This window comes from Caballeronia terrestris (assembly GCF_001544515.1).
GTDB lineage: Bacteria > Pseudomonadota > Gammaproteobacteria > Burkholderiales > Burkholderiaceae > Caballeronia > Caballeronia terrestris.
The window spans coordinates 32930-50949 of the sequence record NZ_FCOL02000039.1 but is presented as its reverse complement, the minus strand read 5'-3'; the positions used below and the strand labels follow the sequence as shown (position 1 = coordinate 50949).

The following is an 18020-nucleotide window of genomic DNA, read 5'->3' as shown; positions in this document are numbered from 1 at the left end:
GAGCACACGCAGTTGATCATCGATTGCGTGAAGGGCAATGGCGGCATGTTTTCGCTGGAGCGGCCCACAGGTCTGCGATTTCTGACGCGCTCGCGTCTTTTCGACGACACCGAATGGGCATGGCTCGAACAGCATCCCGTCGAGCACGCGTAGCGGTCGCTGCCTGAAAATTTCCGTAGTGGTAGATTGCAAAACGCATCTATCACTCGGAGACAAGCGATGAGAAAGATGAAGGCGGTGCAAGTGAGCGAGGCCGGCGGCCCGCTGGAAGTCGTCGAAAAGGACGTGCCCGAGCCAGGCCCCGGACACGTCCTCATCAAGGTGCAGGCGTGCGGTATCTGCCACAGCGATTCACTGACGAAGGAAGGCCAGTGGCCTGGCCTGCAATTTCCGCGCGTGCCGGGACACGAGATCGCGGGCGTCATCGATGCGATCGGACCTGACGTCGAAGAGTGGAAGGTCGGGCAGCGCGTGGGCGTCGGCTGGCATGGCGGACACTGCGGCCATTGCGAGCATTGTCGGCGAGGCGACTTCGTGCTTTGCAAGACCGCGCTCGTGCCGGGCATCAGCTACGACGGCGGTTACGCGGAATACATGGCCGCGCCCGTGCAAGCGCTCGCGCGCATCCCCGACGATCTCTCGGACGTCGATGCCGCCCCGCTTCTCTGCGCCGGCATCACCACCTTCAACGCACTGCGCAACAGCGGCGCGCGCGCGGGCGACGTTGTCGCGATTCTTGGCATCGGCGGGCTCGGGCACCTCGGCGTGCAGTTCGCGAAGAAGATGGGCTTTCACACCGTGGCGATCGCGCGCGGCAAGGACAAGGAGCCGCTCGCGAAGGAACTCGGCGCGCACCGCTATATCGACAGCAGCTCCGAGAACGTCGCGGAAGCGCTGACCGCGCTCGGCGGCGCGAAAGTGATCCTCGCGACCGCGACGAGCGGCAAGGCGATGAGCGCGACGCTCGGCGGCCTCGGCCTCAACGGCAAGCTGATCATGGTCGGGATTTCGCAAGAGCCTGTCGAGGTGCCGATCGCGCAGTTCATCATGGGGCGCCACTCGGTGCAGGGCTGGCCGTCGGGCACGTCGGCGGATTCGGAGGACACGCTCGCGTTCAGCGCGCTCTCGGGCATCAAGCCGATGATCGAGGAATTCCCGCTCGCGCAAGCGGCCGAAGCCTACGACCGCATGATGAGCGGCGCCGCGCGCTTTCGAGTCGTGCTGAAAACCTGACTACGGCTTGCCGTCGCGCCACCGTGGCGCGCGCTTCTCGATGAACGCCTGCGTGCCTTCGAGCGCGGCGTCCTCCATCATGTTGCACGCCATCGTGTCGCCGGCGAGCTGATACGCGGCTTCCATGCCTGTTTCCAGTTGCCGGTAGAACACTCCCTTGCCCGCCGCGATGGCCGCGCGCGGCTTCTCGCAGATGCTTGCCGCGAGCGCACGCGTGGCATCGTCGAGTTGATCGGGCGCCGCGACGCGATTGACGAGGCCGCGCTCGCGCGCAGTCGACGCATCGATGAAATCGCCGGTCACGAGCATTTCGAACGCTGCCTTGCGCGACACGTTGCGCGTGAGCGGCACGCTCGGCGTCGCACAAAAGAGGCCGAAGTTCACGCCCGATACGGCGAAACGCGCGTCGCTCGCGGCCACGGCGAGATCGCACATCGCGACGAGCTGACAGCCCGCCGCCGTCGCTATGCCGTGTACACGCGCGATCACCGGCTGCGGCATGCGCTGGATCGTGAGCATCATCCGCGAGCAGCGCGCGAAGAGCGCGCGGTAATAATCGAGCGACGGCTCCGCGCGCATCTCCTTCAGGTCGTGCCCCGCGCAAAACGCCCGCCCCGCACCCGCGATCACGACGACGCGCGCCTCCGACGAAGCGATCTCATCGAGACTGCGCTGCAACGCGTCGAGCATGGCTTCGGATAGCGCGTTGAACGCGGCGGGACGGTTCATCGTGAGACGCACGACGCCGGGCAGGCCGTACGCGTCGCGCTCGGTGAGCAAAATTGCTTCGTTCATGCGGCCGCTCCGTCAGACGTCGATGGCCGTCACCGACCCCGCGCGCTTGCGCAACTCGAACTTCTGGATCTTGCCCGTCGATGTCTTCGGCAACTCGCAGAACTCGATCGCGCGCGGCACCTTGAAGCCCGCCAGATGGTTCTTGCAATGCGCGATGAGATCGGCGGCGCTTACCGTGGCGCCCGCTTTCAGCTCGACGAAGGCGCAGGGCGTCTCGCCCCAGCGCGCGTCGGGCTTCGCGACGACGGCCACCGCCAGCACCGCCGGATGCCGGTACAGCACGTCCTCCACTTCGATGCTCGAAATGTTCTCGCCGCCCGAGATGATGATGTCCTTGCTGCGGTCCTTGATGCGCACGTAGCCGTCGGGGTAGGCGACCGCGAGATCGCCCGTATGGAACCAGCCGCCGCGAAACGCCTCTTGCGTGGCCGCCGCGTTCTTCAGATAGCCCTTCATCGTGATGTTGCCGCGAAACATGATCTCGCCGATCGTCTCGCCATCGGCGGGGACGGGTTCCATCGTCAGCGGATCGAGCACGCGGACCGCGTCCTGCAGGTGATAGCGCACGCCCTGCCGCGCATTCAGCCGCGCGCGCTCGCCGATGTCGAGCGTGCTCCACTCGGCCTGCTGCGCGCACACGGCCGCCGGGCCGTACACCTCGGTCAGCCCGTAGACGTGCGTCAGCTCGAATCCGAGCCGCTCCATCCCTTCGATCATCGCGGCAGGCGGCGCGGCGCCGGCGACCATCGCGTGCACGCGCTGCGTGATGCCTTGCTTGATCTCCTCGGGCGCGTTGACGAGCAGGTTCTGCACGATCGGCGCGCCGCAATAATGCGTGACGCCTTCGCTGCGGATCAGATCGAAGATAGTCTTCGCGTCGACGCGCCGCAGACACACGTTCACGCCCGCGCGCGCCGCGACGGTCCACGGAAAGCACCAGCCGTTGCAGTGGAACATCGGCAGCGTCCACAGATAGACAGCGTGCTTGGGCATGTCCCATTCGAGGATGTTGCTGACCGCGTTCGTATACGCACCGCGATGGTGATAGACGACGCCCTTCGGATTGCCCGTCGTCCCCGAGGTGTAATTCAGGCAGATCGCGTTCCACTCGTCCGATGGCGGCGACCACGCGAATTCCGGATCGCCGCTCGCGAGCAGGCTCTCGTAGTCGATTTCGCCGATGCGCTCGCCGGGGCCGGTGTACTCGCTGTCGTCGATATCGATCACGAGGATCGGGTGATCGGCCTGTGCCAGCGCCTCGCGCATCACGCCGGAGAATTCGCGATCGACCAGCACGGCCTTTGCTTCGCCGTGATTGAGCATGAACGCGAGCGTGTTCGCGTCGAGCCGCGTGTTGAGCGTGTTGAGGACGGCACCCAGCATCGGCACGCCGAAGTGCGCCTCGACCATTTCAGGGATGTTCGGCAGCATCGCGGCGACGGTGTCGCCCTCGCCTATGCCGCGCGCTTTCAAGGCCGACGCGAGGCGCCGCGTGCGCGCGTAGGTTTCGGCCCAGGTGCGGCGCACGGCGCCGTGCGCGATGGCGGGCCGCTGCGGATACACGGACGCCGCGCGCTCGATGAACGTGAGCGGCGTCAGGACCGCGAAGTTCGCGGCGGTCTTGTCGAGTCCTTCTTCATACATGCCGGTGTTCATGTCGCGTCCCCATCTTTTGTGTTTTGGAAGATTCGCTCAATACTACGCGTGGTTGACAGCGGCGCGCTTTGACCCGGGCGCAAAAAGGCCGCTGCGGATCGCTCCGCAGCGGCCTTTTAAACGAACGTTGCCGGCTTACTCGAGATCAGCCGAAACGGCGCTCACGCTGATGATCCCCTCCTGCGGCAGCGGAGCCGGCCGCGCCCGCACGGTCGCCTTGCCCGCATCGCCCGCTTCCTTCGCCCGCACCGCAGCAAGCGAATCGCGCGCCGACTGATTGTGCGGATCGAGATCGGCGGCCTGCGCGTACTTGTACGCCGCCCCGCGCAGATCACCCTTGCCTTCGAGCGCGCGACCCCACTCGATATACGACGGCGCCAACTCCGGATTGAGCGCCGCCGCGCGCGAGAGCTTCTCGATCGCTTCGTCATAGCGGCCGAGTTGAACGAGCGCTTCGCCCCAGTCGTGCAGGTTGTCGGTGAAATCCGGCCGCATGCGCGCCGCTTCGGCGAAACGCTTCAGGGCCTCGTCCGGACGGTTCGCGTGCAGGAGCGCATCGCCCCAGAGACGCAGCGTTTCCGCCGTGCGCGACTTGGACGTTGCGCTCGCGCGATACTCCTTCAGCGCCTCGTCGTGCTTTTGCTGCTGCTCGAGCGCCACCGCGAGGTTCGCGCGCAGCACGGCGGAATGCGCGTGCATCGCGAGGGCCTGGCGGCTTTGCTCCTCGGCGGACTTCCAGTAGCCTTTCGTCAGAAGGATCAGACCCTTGCCCGCGAGCGCCCACTCGGCCTGTTCGGGCACGGGCAGCTTGAGGACGTCGTCGTAGATGCTTTCGACTTGCCGGAAGTCGCATTTGTCGCGATCGCAGCCGCCTTTCTCGACCGACGAGAACAGATAGCTCGCGAGCATGTTCGGCTCGGCGAGACGCATCGCTTCGGTGCCGATGTCGCGGATGAACGTGTCGATGTCGTCGCGCGATGCCGCCTTGACCGTGCCCTGGCGATTGTGAAACGCGCCGCCTTCGACCTGTACATGCGCGACATACGAATCGCCTTGCTCCGTGATCCCGACGTGCACGGCGACGTCCGGCCGCTTCACGACCTTCTTCAGGAAATACACCGTCGATGTATACGACAGCTCCTGTCCCGGCACCTGGATCTCGGGCTGCTCGTCGTTGCCGGTAATGACTTCGTGCGGGATCGATACCGTCGCCTGGCGGCCGATCTCGTCCATGCTCGACGTGATGCGCTGCGCGAGGAACGGCGCGCTGTAGCCGCGCTTGACGAGCGATTGCGGCGCGTCGATGGGCGGGATGAAGAGCTGCGGCGTCAGGACGGCGGTCGCGACCATGTAGCAGAACGGGATGCCGAACGCGATGCAGGCCCAATGGAAGAGCCAGCCTGACCAGTCGGCGGGGGAGGCGGCGAGCCATTTCGTTGCGCGCAGTCCGAGCGGGAGCCAGCGCGCGACGACCGGACCGGCGGCGCGCACGCACAGCCAGATCGCGCCGGGAGTCACCTTGAAACGCAGCGGAGCGCTTCCGCCTGCTTGCTGTTCGATGCTGGACACGACACACCTCGCTTGGCCGATGTTGGCAACAAACATCCATTGCATCTAGCGTGCCAAACTTGGCGGGGCCTTATCGGGTGGCCATTTCAGCGATTTTATGTGCTTATGAAAAGCCGTATATGTTGCTGTAGAGCCAACAGATTTAGAGCGAAGTGTCTGCAATAATCAAACTTCGCTGCGCTTGAGCAAATAGTCGAGCCCGCCCACCCGGTACCACCGATACCCGTACGGTTCGAGCACCACTGTGTGGCGTCCGCCGGAGTCGGCGTGGCTGTGATCGTCGGAGAGCAGGTTGACGAGCGCGCTCGAATCCCCCGCCGACGCGCCGACGCGGAACTTCACCGTGCACGCCGCCGAGCTGAAGTTGTGCAGGCACACGACCGAGTTGTTGCGCCAGTCGTAACGCAGCGCGAGCACGTCCTCGCGCGAGACGCGCAGGATCGCGAAATCGCCCCAGCTTATTTCGGGCACTTCCTTGCGCATGCGGATCATGCGCTCCATCCAGTTCAGGAACGAGTTCGGATCGCGCCGCTGGCTCGCAACATTGACGCGCTCAAATCCGTACGGCCCGCCCGATATCACGCGCGACACCGGCCGCGCGCTCTTCGTAAAGCCGCCTTGCGGTTCGGTCGACCATTGCATCGGCGTGCGCGCGCATTCGCGTTCGGGCAAACGCAGATCGTCGCCCATGCCGATTTCGTCGCCGTAGCGCACGACGGGCGTGCCCGGCAGTGTCAGCATCAGGCTGTAAGCGTGTTCCAGCCGATGCCGGTCGCCGTCGAGCATCGGCGCGAGACGGCGGCGGATGCCGCGCTCGTAGAGCTGCATGCCGGGCTCGGGGCCGAACGCGGCGAAGACCGCTTCGCGCTGCGTAGGCGAGAGCCGCCCGAGGTCGAGTTCGTCGTGATTGCGCAGGAACACGCCCCACTGCGCGGTCGCCGCGCGCGATTTCGTGGCGAGGAGCGCGTCCTTGAGCGGCCCGGTATCGGCGCTCGCGAGCGCGTAGAACGTGTTCTGGTTGACCTGGAAGTTGAACATCATCTGCAGCCGCTCGCCCGCTTCGCCGAAGTACTTCATGTCGGTGTGCGGCAAGACGTTCGCCTCGGCGAGGATGATCGCCTCGCCCTCGCGCCACTGCAGGAACTCGCGGAACATGCGCAGCATGTCGTACTGCTCGACGGGCTTCTTGACGTCGGCGCCCTTGGTCGCGATGACGAACGGCACCGCGTCCATGCGAAACCCCGAGACGCCAAGCTGGATCCAGAAGCCCATGATCTTGAGCAACTCGGCCTGCACGTACGGATTCGCGGTATTGAGGTCCGGCTGGAAGTCGTAGAAGCGGTGGAAGTACCACATCCGTGCTTCCTTGTCGTAGGTCCACGTCGATTTCTGCACGCCGGGGAAAACCACGCCGTCCTTCGCGTTGGCGGGTTTTTTCTTCGACCACACGTACCATTCGCGATATTTCGACTCCGGGTCGCGCCGCGCTTCCTTGAACCACGGATGCTGATCCGACGTGTGATTCACGACCAGATCGATCATCACGCGCAGGCCGCGCTGGCGGCATGCATGCGTGAATTCGGTGAAGTCGCCGAGCGTGCCGTAGCGGGGATCGACGCTGTAGTAATCGGAGATGTCGTAGCCGTTGTCGCGGCAGGGGGAAGGCTGGAACGGCATCAGCCAGATCGTGGTGATGCCGAGCCCTTGCAGGTAATCGAGCCGTCGCACCAGGCCCTGAAAATCGCCGATGCCGTCGCCGTTCGCATCCATGAAGGTGCCGACAGACAGGCAATACACGATCGCATTCTTGTACCAGAGGTCGTTGACCATGTGCCGAGAGCGAACGCCCGGTTGCGCTTGCAAGGACGGCCGCGCCGACAGGCAGCGCGGGGACACGTCAAGTGTAGCTGCCGCCGCAACGGCCGAGATCAGGCCGCGTCGTCGAGTTTCGCAGCGAAGCCGCGCTGCACGGCCGGTCGCGCGAGAAGGGCTTCGTACCAGCGCTTCACGTTGGGGAAATCATCGAGGGAGACTTGATGGCGCTCGTGTCGCCACGCCCAGCCAAGAATCGCGAAATCCGCCACCGAGAGATCGCCCGCCACGTATTCCACTTCTCCGAGGCGCCGGTCGAGCACGCCGTAGAGGCGGCGCGTCTCATCCGAATAGCGCTTCAGGCCATAACGCCGGTCACTCTCCGACTCGACCAGGCGGAAGTGGTGAACTTGTCCCGGCATCGGGCCGAAGCCGCCCATCTGCCACATCAGCCATTCGAGGACGGGCACGCGGTCGCGCAGGCTCGCCGGAAGGAATTTGCCCGTTTTCTCGCCGAGATAAAGCAGGATCGCGCCCGATTCGAAGACGCTGATCGGCTGGCCGCCGGGGCCGTCCGGATCGACGATCGCCGGGATGCGGTTGTTCGGGCTGATGCGCAGGAAGTCGGCGGCGTGCTGCTCGCCCTTCGAAATGTTGACCGTTTTCACGGTGTAAGGCAGTTCCATTTCTTCGAGCGCGACGCTGATCTTGCGGCCGTTCGGCGTGTTCCAGGTGTGCAGGGTGATGGTCATGGGAGCGATTTATCGTGGAATTCAGCTGAGCGGCGCGGCGATGTATTGCAGGAAGCCCTTGCGTTCGCCGATGCGCGCGTACCAGCGTTCGAGGTTCGCGAGCCGTGGCCGGTCGTGCAATTCGTCGAGGCCGTACCAGCGCCGTGCATACGCGCCGAGCACGAGATCGGCGAGTGTGAAGCTGTCGCCTTCGAGATGGTCGCGGCCTTGCAGTTGCGTATCGATGATGCGCCAGAGGTTCGCGACGACGGCGCTATCGGCGGCGAGGCGTGCGGTATCGCGTTGTGGCGCCGGCGTGCGCACGTAGCCCCAGAACACCGGGCGCTCGGCCGGCTGCAGCGTCGTGATCGTCCAGTCGAGCCAGCGGTCGACACTCGCGCGCAGCTTCGGATCGGCGGGATAGAGTGTGCTCTCCGATCCATATTGCAGCGCAAGATATCGGATGATCGAATTCGATTCCCACAGCACGAAATCGCCGTCGACGAGCGTCGGGATGCGCCCGGTCGGGTTCATCGCGAGGTAGTCGGGCTGGTCGTTGCGGCCGAACTGCATGCCAGCGTCGATACGCTTGAACGGCAATCCCAGTTCTTCGCAGCACCACAGCACCTTCTGCACATTGACCGAGTTCGCCCGGCCCCAGATTGTCAGCATCGCATGCACTCTCGTAGAAAACCGCCTCTCGCGGAACACGCAGACGATACACAAAGTGCGCGGCGCGCGCTTGGCGTATGACCCCGCAAGCGGGGGCACCGTCCCCCGCGCAATCAGGGTATTCCGAATTTTCAGGATGAACGACATTGGACGCATCCCACGAAGCCACCGCGATACACGGAACATCGTGACCGGGCCGAAGGCTTGTGGCGACAAGGAGCGAACCATCCATGTCACATTCATTCGATCCAGCAAGTGCATCACCGTACTATCGTTTCGTGTGGGTAGATTTGACGGCCAACGCGCAGGCATCGCTTGCGGAATCGCTCGACGGAGCGTTCGACATCCATCGCGTCGACGAGCCCGCGCGCGTCGCCGATACCATCCGGTGCCGCACACCCGCCTTCGTGTGCTTCGAATTCGACGAGCCGAACGCGCAGGGCATCGACGCACTCACCCGCGTGCGTCGCGACTATCCGGCGCTGCCCGTGCTCGTGATCGCGGGGCGCAATTCGATGGCGATCGCGATGTGGGCGCTGCGCCTGCGCGTCTGGGACCTGCTGATCAAGCCTGTGCCGCTGCGCGAACTGTGCCGCAGCATCCTGGCGCTCGCGGCGCTGACGCGCGCGAGCGACACGCCGTCGCGCGCCGCCGAGCGCAGCGTGCCGCTGCCTGCCTTCGAACCACGCGAGCGGCAGAAGACGCAGCCCGCGATCGCTTACGTCCGCGCGAATTTCGACGGCCGGATCGCGCTCGATCATGTCGCGGCGATCTGCCAGTTGAGTCCGTCGCAGTTTTGCCGCACGTTTCGGCAGGAACACGGCGTGAGCTTCGGCCAGTATCTGCTGGGATTTCGGATGGAGCGCGCGTGCGAGCGGCTTGCGCATCCTGGGGCACTCGTAAAGGAAGTGGCGTATTCGGTCGGCTTCAACGACCTTTCGTACTTCACCCGCATTTTTCGGCGGCAGTTCGGCGTTTGCCCAAGCGCGTATCAGGCGGGCGCGCGGACGTCGCCTTCGATGGCGGGATCGACGTGAGCGGATTCGTCTGCTGAAAGGCGCCTACCCATAGCGCGGCCGATCTGATATCTAAGAAGGGAAGCTCGATCCCATCCACGCCGCGCGAGCGTCCGCGCGGCTATCAGAGAGACGCGCAATGTCCATCAAACGAGCATGTTTCGTGGCGCTTCTGGGCGTCGCGTTCGCCCTTTCCGCCTGCCGCACGGCGCCGAAAAGCCCGCCCGTCACGGCAAACGCCGCCGACATCCGCTCGATCGCGAAGGACGCGTACATCTACGGCACGCCGATGGTCGACGATTACGCCGTCATCTACGCGTATTCCCTCGACAAGAGCGGCCCGCAATACCGCGGCCCGTTCAACACGATCCTCAACATCTCGCGCGTCTTCACCCCCGACGACACTGCCTTCGTCACGCCCAACTCCGACACGCCGTACTCGTTCGCGGGCCTCGATCTGCGGGCGGAACCCGTCGTCATCACGATCCCGCCGATGGAGCCGAAGCGCTACTTCGTCTTCCAGTTGATGGACCTGTACACGTTCAATTTTGCCTACATCGGCACGCGTACGACGGGCAACCGCGGCGGCAACTACCTGATTGCCGGGCCGGGCTGGAACGGCACGATGCCGCCCGGCATCACGCAGGTGATTCGCACGGAGACGCAACTGGTGAACGTCGTCGGGCGCACGCAGCTTTTCAATCCCGCCGATCTCGACAACGTCAAGCGCATCCAGTCCGGCTACAAGGTGCAGACGCTTTCCGCGTTCACGTCGAGCACGCCGCCACCTGCCGCGCCCGACGTGCAGTGGCCGGCGCCGCTCGCGCCCGCCAGCGCGCGGACGTCGCTCGAATTCTTCGATCGCCTCGCGTTCCTGCTGCAGTTCGCGCCCGTCAACCCGGCCGAAGCCGACTTGCGGCGCCGCTTCGAGCAGATTGGCATCGTGCCGGGCAGGCACTTCGATCCGGGCGCGCTGTCGGACGAGCAGAAGGCCGCGTTTCGCGGCGGCATGGAAGACGGGCAAAAGGCGATCGATGCGAAGCGCGCCACGCTCAACGGCAAGACCGACACGCTTTTCGGGACACGCGAGTATCTGAAGAACGACTACGTCGCGCGCGCGACGGGGACGCAGGTGGGCATCGGGGCGAATTCGCGCGAGGAGGCGCTGTATCCGGTGCTGGAGAAGGATGCGTCGGGCGAGCCGCTCGACGGCAGCAAGCACCGCTACGTCCTGAGGTTCGCGAAGGGCAAGCTGCCGCCGGTGAACGCGTTCTGGTCAATGACGATGTACGCCCTGCCGAGTCAATTGCTCGTGAAGAACCCGATGAACCGCTACCTGATCAACTCGCCGATGCTGGCGAATCTCAAGAAGGACAAGGACGGCGGGCTGACGGTGTATGTGCAGAGTACGTCGCCGGGCAAGGCGAAGGAAGCGAACTGGCTGCCGGCGCCGAACGGGTCGTTCATGGTGACGATGCGTTATTACTGGCCAAAGCCGGAACTGCTGAACGACCGGTGGAAGTCGCCATCGATACAGCGCGTGCGTTGAGGCCAAAGCGGACGCCCAATAAAAACCGGCCGTTCGAGAAATCGAACGGCCGGTTTTTTTGCAAGGATCGAAAACTTACTGCGGTGCGCCCTTGTCATTGGTGCCGAGCGCGGAGGCTGCCTTCGCCGCCGATGCGCCCTTCAGTTTGTTCGCCTTGTTTTCCTGATGCAGCGTCGTGCCGCCCGTGCCCTTTTCCTTGTGCTTCGCGTGATGCGGTGCCGATGCCGCGAGGCCCGAATCCGGACCGGACGGCTTGCCGCCTTCGCTGTTCGAACCGCCGCCTTGTGCAAAAACCGGCGCCGAGAGTGCAAATGCCAACGCGCCAACTACTGCGATGCTCTTTGTTCGTTTCATTCGAAACTCCTTTTATCAAGCGGTGTAGGGCTGTGGAAACGTTACTTTCGAAAGGGACGCTCAAGTGCCCTGCAGCTTTGTGGTGCACGCTTCGCGCGCTATTTCACTCCGCTTACACGACGCTCTAACAACGCGTGACTATACACAAACGTTGACAAATTATTTGCGCGCGACGGCGGGGGATTCTTTCGATGCCGCCGAGGCCGTCGGCGTTTCCCAGCCGCCGCCGAGCGCGCGGAACAGGTTGACCTGATCGAGCGCCACTTGTCCTTCGGCCGCGGCGAGCTGCGCGTTGGTCGACGTCAGCGTGCGGGTGGCGTCGAGATCGGCGATGAACGACTCGCGCCCGGCGATGTAGAAGCGATGCGTCTCGTTCGCCGACTGCACTGCCGACTTCTGCGCTGCGCGCAGCGACTCCATCCGCTCGTAGTCGGCGGCGTAGGTCGCGAGGCTGCTCTGCGCCTCGCGCAACGCGTTGAGCACGACGCCGTCGAAGCGGGCGAGCGCCACGTCGGCACCCGCGCGAGCCTCGCGCACGCGGCCGCGCGCGCCGTTCGCGGGAAACTGCCAGCTGATCAGCGGGCCGAAGCCCCAGCGCTGCGTCTCCGGCTTGCCGAGGTCGCCCGCCAGGCCGGTCAGGCCCGCCGACGCGCCGATCGCGACCGTCGGATAGAGCGCGCCGGTCGCGACGCCGATGCGCGCCGTCGATGCCGCAAGGCGCCGCTCGGCTTCGCGCACGTCGGGACGGCGCTTGAGGAGCGCGGCTCCGTCGCCGACGGGGAGCGCGTTCTTGATGCGCGGCGTCTCGTGGCACGCAAGCACGGCCGGTGGCAGGTCGGCGGGTGCGCGGGCGAGCAGCATCGCGAGCCGGTATTGCGCGATGCGGCGGCGCGCCCGGTAGCGTGGGATGTCGGCGTTGAGCGTCTCGACCTGCGTCTGGCCGCGCGTCACGTCGGGCGTGTTGCCGCGGCCTGCGTCGCGCAGGCGGCGCGTGAGCGCGACGCGCTTTTTCTGCAAGTCGAGCGATTGCTGCGCGATCGCCAGTTCCTCGGCGGCCGAGCAGTTTTCGACATAGGCGCGCACGACGTCCGCGACCACGGTGATGCGCGCGAGGTCGGCGGCGGCCTGCACGGCCTCGTGGTCCGCCTCGGCTGCCTCGACGCCGCGCCGCAACGTGCCGAAGAGGTCGATTTCGTACGCCACGCTGATGCCGATGTCGCCTTCGTTCGCGACCGGCAGCTTTTCGAAGATCAGGAATTGCTCGCCCGATTCCTGCGCCCGCTTGACGGCCGCCGACGCGCTGCCGGAGAAGCCGCCCTGGGCTTCTGCGACGCCGAGCGCCTCGCGGGAGCGCGCGAGGTTCGCCGCTGCGACGCGTAAATCGGTGTTGGATTGCATCGCCTGCTGGACGAGGCTGTCGAGGACGGGGTCGTCGTAGAGGCGCCACCAGATTGGCGGGACGGCTTGCTGCTGGGCGACGACCTTGTTGCCGGCGCCGTCGAGCGGGGCGTTGGCGAGCGGCGCGTTGATCGCTGCGTCCGGCGGCAGCTTGTAGTCCGGGCCAACCGTGATGCACGCGGCGAGCGCGCACACCAGCGGCAGGAGGGCGAGGGCGCGCGGGGCGTTCATCGCTTGAGATCCGGGGAGGGTTGGGCTGAGGTGGCGTGGGCGGCCGATGCGCTGGCCGGAGCCGATGGGCTTGGCGAAGCCGTCGAGCCGGTCGAACTTGCCGAACTTGCCGAGCCAGCCGAACCCGTTGAGCCCGTCGAGCCACCCGGACCCGGTGAACCCACTGAGCCGGACGGGCCAGCCGATCCCGCAGAACCCGCAGAACCCGCAGAACCCGCAGAACCCGCAGAACCCGCAGAACCCGCAGAACCCGCAGAACCAGCAGAACCAGCAGAACCAGCAGAACCAGCAGAACCAGCAGAACCAGCAGAACCAGCAGAACCCGCCGACCCGACAGAACTAGCGGAACTCGCCACCACGACCGCCGAAGCACCCCGCCCGCCGCTCAACGAAGGCGCAAGTCCCCGCACCGACACAGTCGCCGTCCGTCCCGCGATCATCCTGAAATCCGCCGGCACCTCATCGAGCGCGACGCGCACCGGAATCCGCTGCGCCAGCCGCACCCAGCTAAACGCCGGATTCACGTTCGGCAGCAGGTTCGACCCCTGCGTGCGGTCACGGTCCTCGATCCCCGCGACGATGCTCTGCACGTGCCCGCGCAGCACGCCCGGCTCGCCCAGCACCTCGATATCCACCGGCTGCCCGATATCGATGCCGCGCAGCTTCGTCTCCTCGAAGTAGCCATCGACGCGAAACGAGTGCATGTCCACCACCGACAACACCGGCCGGCTCGCCGTCACATATTCGCCGGCACGCGGCGCGCGGTCGTTCAGATAGCCGTCGACGGGGCTCACGATCGTCGTGCGCTGCAGGTTCAGCCGCGCGGTATCGATGGCGACTTCCGCGTCGGCGAGCGCCGCTTCCGCCTGCTGCACGCGGGCGCGCGTCTCCTCGGTCGCCTCGCGCGCGACGAGATCGCCGAGCGTGCGGTTGCGCGCGTCCTCGCGGCGCGCCTGGTCGAGCGTCGCGCGACGCTGCTGCGCGGTCGCTTGCGCCTGACGAAGCGCGAGCGCGTAGCGCGCCTGATCGATCACGAAGAGCGTCTGGCCGCGTGTGACCGCCTGGTTATCGACGACATCGACCTGCACGATCAGTCCGCCGACGTCCGGCGCGACCTGTACGACATCGGCGCGCACGTGGCCGTCGCGCGTCCAGGGCGCGAACATGTAATAGCCGACGAGGCGCCACAGCACGAATGCCGCAGCCGCCACGACGACGAGCGTAAGAAGGATGCGTCCAACGGAGAGCCAGGTTTTATTCACGTCATGAACCGGTGGGAAAGAACGACGACAGCGCCGAGCACGAGCACGTAAATGCCAAGATCGAAGATCGAGCGATGCCAGACAAAGCGGTAGAAGCCGGTACGCGTGAGGACCGTGCGGATCGCGAGATTGACCAGATAGGCGACGAGCATCAGCACGAGCACGGCCGGCACGAAGACGCCGAAGATATCGATTTCGCCGATCATCGGGCGGTCCTTGTGCTTTGGCTTTTGCGCGAGCGGGTCATGCCTGCGCCTCCGGACGACCGGGGCCGGACACGCCGCTCAGTTGCGGGAACAGCGACAGTCTCATGCCGACGAGCGCGTGGAGTGCGTCGCGGAGGTAGCGGGTGGGGAGGGGCGGGGGTGCGGCAGGTGCGGCAGGTGCGGCAGGGGCGGCGGGCTCGGCAGGCGCGGCAGGCGCGGCAGGTGCGGCAGGCTCGGCAGGTGCGGCAGCCTCGGCAGGCTCGGCAGGCGCGGCAGGCACGGAGGGCGCCGAAGGTCGAGCAGGCGCTGCGGGTGCTGGAGGTTCGTCCGGTGATGGCGCCACAGTCTCCCCGCGCACCTCCGCCCGCGAAACCCGCGCCATCGCCGCATCGATCGCCGCTTGCAAACTCTCCGGCACCGGCTGCCGCGCTCGACGCGCGGCGCAGCGGTTGTAATGCTCGCGCACGCCGAAAAGCACGCTATCGATCGACGCCCCCACCTCATCGCCCGCACGCCGCCGCACGCGCAACAAATCGAGCGCATTGAACGCGACGCGCAAGTCGCGAAAACTCTCGATCGACGGATGGCGATGGTCGTCGGTGGCGGCGAGGCGCGGGATCAACTGCATCAGCCGGTCGAGCATGCGCGCGGCGAGGTTGCGCTGATCGCCGCCGGGCGGCGTCGCGGTGGCGAGCGCCACGTCCTGCCAACTCGATCGCATCAGCCGCGCGGCCGCGAGCTCGGCGCCGAACGGACGCGTCACGCGCGTCCAGATGAACGCGAACAACAGCCCCGCCGGCCCTGCGAGATTGCTGTTCAGGAACGTCAGGAAATTGGCCTCGTACGCGCTCTGGATGCTGATGAACGACGCCGTGTTGACAGCGACGAGCATCGTCGCGAGATTGAACTGCGGGCGCGGAATCAGCGTGCCGACAATAATGAACGGCACCGCGAACATAACGACGAGCATCGCGAAATCGTGCACGTTCGGCAAGATCACGAAGAGGTAGAGTCCCGCCAGCACGACGCTCGCGCACGTCCAAACAAAGAACGCGAAGACCTGCGGCGCGGGTTCGTCGAGCGCGGCGAAAAAGCAGCATGCGACCGCCGCGAGCGATACCGCCGCCGCGCCGTCCTGCCAGCCCGAGCTGATCCACACACTCGAAGCGACGAAAATCGCCGCCACCGCCGATCCCGCCGAAAACAGCAGCATGCCGCGATCGAAATAGCGCTCCGAGCCGCCGAGCCGCCAGTGCCGAAAGCGCGGACGCCACACGCCTGCCTCGCGCGCGATCAGCGAGCGCAACGCGCGACAGTCCTGCCACACGTCAACCACCTGCCGCAGCCGCCAGAGCGCACTCGAAAGCAGCGCGCCTTCCCACGTCGTGAGTTCGGCCGCCTGCGGTTCGAGCGCGGCGATACGTTCGCGCAGACGGTCGGCGCCGGCATCGTCGTCCTGGGAGAGCGGGGCGTCGAACCATCTAACGACGTCCGCGAGCAGCGCCTCCAGCCCCGCCGGCCGCGCATGCGCGCCGCCGAGCAGCGCGATCAGCGGATCGGCGAGCGCGGAGACGATCGGCAGCAGCAACTGCATCCGTCCGCGCAAGGCGTGCGCGCGCACGAGGATATCGGGGCGCGTGTGGTCGTACGCGAGCTGGCTCAGCAGGAATTCGAGCTGATTGACCATCGTCGCCAGCCGCTGGCGGCTCGCCGAAATCGCCTGTCCCGCGATGCGGCCGGAGAGCGTCTCCTTCACGTAGAACGCGGCGTCGCGGAACCAGGCGTCGGTGCGCTCGACGAGCGACGGCGCGAGCCGGTTCGGAAACACCGCGCCGCCCACGACGCTCGCGCACACGATGCCGAGCAGGATCTCCTCGGTCCGCGTGATGGCGAGATCGAAGACGCCGGTCGGGTTCGTCACGGCGGGCAGCGCGATCAGCGGCAGCGTGTAGCCCGCCAGCATGAAGACGTAGCTGCGCGCGGTGCGGTCGGAAATCGCGAGATAGAGCAGCGTGCCCGTCCACATCGCGACGACGAAGCTGAAGATATACGGCGATTCCACAAACGGCGGCACGAAAAGCACCGCCGCCGCCGCGCCGAGCATCGTCCCGAGCGCGCGGTAGAGCGCCTTCGAACGCGTCGCGCCCACGAACGGATTCGACACGATATAGACCGTCGCCATCGCCCAGTACGGACGTGGCAATTCGAGCCGCAGCGCGATGTAGAGCGCCAGCATCGCTGCGGTGAACGTCTTGAGCGAAAACAGCCAGTCGCGCGCGGACGGGAGCGTCATGGTGCGGTGCCCGGGCGTTTGGAAGCGGCTGCGCTGTCGTCGCGGGCGGCGGCGGCGCGCTTGGGTGTCGCGACGCGTTTCGATGCGTTGAACAGGTTCAGCACGCGCAGCGTCGCTTCGAGATCGGCGCGGCTCACGCCTTCGAGGACTTCGGCGCGCAGCCCGGTCAGTTCCTTTTCGATGGTCGCGGTGATCGCGCGGCCTTTGTCGGTGAGCGAGATCGTTTTCGCGCGGCGGTCGTCGGGGTCTTCGTCGCGGCGCATCAGGCCGGCGGCGCAGAGCTGGTCGAGCAGGCGCACGAGCGACGGCCCTTCGATCCCCACGTGCTCCGCGAGCGTCACTTGGCGCACGCTCGCGCCGAGGCGTCCGGCGATCAAAAGCGGCGCCGCGCACGCCTCGGAGACGTTGTAGGCGGCGAGCAGGCCGTGGCTCGCGCGGCGCCACTGACGGGCCGCCATGACGAGCGTGCTGCTCACGGCGAGGCGCAATGCGTCGGAATTTTGCATGGCGCGCATTATATTTTGAGATAAATTCGTTAGCAAGCTATCGATGTGGGCGTCGGCGGGGAGGCGCGGCTATATTGCTTGTCGGCGGTATCGGTTTTGTTTTGAAAGGACATTACGAGATGGATACGCGCACCCTTCAGGCTTATGGCGCCGATGCGTCCGGCTACGCCCGGCAATGGCGCGAGCAGCCCGCGCCGCACGACATGTACGCGCTGTTGACTCGCTTTTTCCGTCCGGGGCCGACGGCGGATATCGGCTGCGGAGCGGGTCGCGATATGGCGTGGCTCGCGGCGAACGGTTTCGATGCGCGCGGTTTCGATGCTTCCGAAAGTCTGCTCGACGAGGCGCGGCGGGCGTATCCATCACTTTCTTTCGAACTGGCCACGCTGCCCGAGTTGGAGGGCGTCGAGCGGGGAAGGTATGAGAATGTGCTTTGCGAGACGGTTGTCATGCATCTGGAGCCGGAAGTGATTGGCTGGGCCGTTCGGAATCTCCTCGCGCTGCTAAAGCCGGGCGGGACGATTTTTCTGAGCTGGCGGGTCACGGAGCAAGCGTCGCAGCGGGATTCGGCCGGACGGCTGTATGCCGCGTTCGACAAGCAGATCGTGCTCGACGCGTTGCCGGCCGGCGCGGTCGTTTTGTTCGATAAGGACGAGACGAGCGCGTCGTCGGGGAAGCGGGTGCAGAGGATGATCGTGCGGGTGGCTTGATACGTGGGCCTCAACGGGCGTCGAACA

General features: G+C 65.9%; 16 protein-coding genes and 1 pseudogene. 5 read left to right on the top strand and 12 right to left on the bottom strand.

Features of this window, described 5'->3' with window-relative positions:
• On the top strand, positions 1 to 153 hold a 153-nt coding region (locus AWB67_RS24940; RefSeq protein WP_125477660.1), incomplete at its 5' end, for a DUF779 domain-containing protein.
• Positions 154 to 219: 66 nt separating this feature from the next.
• On the top strand, positions 220 to 1233 hold the full coding sequence (locus AWB67_RS24935) for an alcohol dehydrogenase (protein WP_087658890.1): 1014 nt from the start codon (positions 220 to 222) through the stop codon (positions 1231 to 1233).
• On the opposite strand, the gene AWB67_RS24930 is transcribed toward AWB67_RS24935, so the two are convergent.
• The 6 genes from AWB67_RS24930 to AWB67_RS24905 all read right to left on the bottom strand — a co-directional run bounded on the left by AWB67_RS24930 (position 1234) and on the right by AWB67_RS24905 (position 8468).
• Positions 1234 to 2028, bottom strand: coding sequence for an enoyl-CoA hydratase (locus AWB67_RS24930; RefSeq protein WP_087658889.1), 795 nt, complete (start codon positions 2026 to 2028; stop codon positions 1234 to 1236).
• Between the two features lie 12 nt (positions 2029 to 2040).
• Complete coding sequence (locus AWB67_RS24925) at positions 2041 to 3684, bottom strand: acyl-CoA synthetase (protein WP_087658888.1); 1644 nt, start codon at positions 3682 to 3684, stop codon at positions 2041 to 2043.
• A 135-nt stretch (positions 3685 to 3819) separates the two neighbouring features.
• Positions 3820 to 5253: a tetratricopeptide repeat protein gene (locus tag AWB67_RS24920; RefSeq protein ID WP_235025297.1), complete on the bottom strand. Its 1434-nt coding sequence runs from the start codon at positions 5251 to 5253 to the stop codon at positions 3820 to 3822.
• Positions 5254 to 5418: 165 nt separating this feature from the next.
• Positions 5419 to 7083, bottom strand: a complete 1665-nt coding sequence (locus AWB67_RS24915) for an alpha-amylase family protein (RefSeq protein ID WP_087658887.1) — start codon at positions 7081 to 7083, stop codon at positions 5419 to 5421.
• 98 nt (positions 7084 to 7181) lie between these two features.
• Positions 7182 to 7817 (bottom strand): glutathione S-transferase family protein, encoded by a 636-nt coding sequence (locus AWB67_RS24910; RefSeq protein ID WP_087658886.1) that lies wholly within the window; start codon positions 7815 to 7817, stop codon positions 7182 to 7184.
• Positions 7818 to 7838: 21 nt separating this feature from the next.
• Positions 7839 to 8468, bottom strand: coding sequence for a glutathione S-transferase family protein (locus AWB67_RS24905; protein WP_087658885.1), 630 nt, complete (start codon positions 8466 to 8468; stop codon positions 7839 to 7841).
• Between the two features lie 230 nt (positions 8469 to 8698).
• Here AWB67_RS24905 and AWB67_RS24900 point away from each other — a divergent pair, with 230 nt between their 5' ends.
• Positions 8699 to 9505 (top strand): helix-turn-helix domain-containing protein, encoded by an 807-nt coding sequence (locus AWB67_RS24900; RefSeq protein ID WP_087658884.1) that lies wholly within the window; start codon positions 8699 to 8701, stop codon positions 9503 to 9505.
• 118 nt (positions 9506 to 9623) lie between these two features.
• The gene (locus tag AWB67_RS24895) at positions 9624 to 11033 is read left to right on the top strand and encodes a DUF1254 domain-containing protein (protein ID WP_087658883.1); all 1410 of its coding nucleotides are present in this window, start codon (positions 9624 to 9626) and stop codon (positions 11031 to 11033) included.
• Positions 11034 to 11108: 75 nt separating this feature from the next.
• Here the strand turns inward: AWB67_RS24895 and AWB67_RS24890 are convergent, their stop codons facing one another.
• The 6 genes and pseudogenes from AWB67_RS24890 to AWB67_RS24865 all read right to left on the bottom strand — a co-directional run bounded on the left by AWB67_RS24890 (position 11109) and on the right by AWB67_RS24865 (position 17283).
• The gene (locus AWB67_RS24890) at positions 11109 to 11387 is read right to left on the bottom strand and encodes a hypothetical protein (protein ID WP_087658882.1); all 279 of its coding nucleotides are present in this window, start codon (positions 11385 to 11387) and stop codon (positions 11109 to 11111) included.
• A gap of 159 nt (positions 11388 to 11546) precedes the next feature.
• Positions 11547 to 13016, bottom strand: a complete 1470-nt coding sequence (locus AWB67_RS24885) for an efflux transporter outer membrane subunit (RefSeq protein WP_087658881.1) — start codon at positions 13014 to 13016, stop codon at positions 11547 to 11549.
• 287 nt (positions 13017 to 13303) lie between these two features.
• Positions 13304 to 14278, bottom strand: a pseudogene (locus tag AWB67_RS24880) (efflux RND transporter periplasmic adaptor subunit); the annotation flags it as partial.
• Positions 14275 to 14484, bottom strand: coding sequence for a DUF1656 domain-containing protein (locus AWB67_RS24875; RefSeq protein WP_087658880.1), 210 nt, complete (start codon positions 14482 to 14484; stop codon positions 14275 to 14277). The pseudogene AWB67_RS24880 and the gene AWB67_RS24875, both read right to left, overlap by 4 nt.
• Positions 14485 to 14521: 37 nt before the next feature.
• On the bottom strand, positions 14522 to 16777 hold the full coding sequence (locus AWB67_RS24870; protein ID WP_087658879.1) for an FUSC family protein: 2256 nt from the start codon (positions 16775 to 16777) through the stop codon (positions 14522 to 14524).
• A complete protein-coding gene (locus tag AWB67_RS24865; protein WP_087658895.1) occupies positions 16774 to 17283 on the bottom strand; it encodes a MarR family winged helix-turn-helix transcriptional regulator in 510 nt (169 codons plus the stop codon). The genes AWB67_RS24870 and AWB67_RS24865 overlap by 4 nt, the downstream gene beginning before the upstream one ends.
• A 119-nt stretch (positions 17284 to 17402) precedes the next feature.
• Between AWB67_RS24865 and AWB67_RS24860 the strand changes: the two genes are divergently transcribed.
• On the top strand, positions 17403 to 17993 hold the full coding sequence (locus AWB67_RS24860) for a class I SAM-dependent methyltransferase (protein WP_087658878.1): 591 nt from the start codon (positions 17403 to 17405) through the stop codon (positions 17991 to 17993).
• The last annotated feature ends 27 nt before the right edge of the window (positions 17994 to 18020 follow it).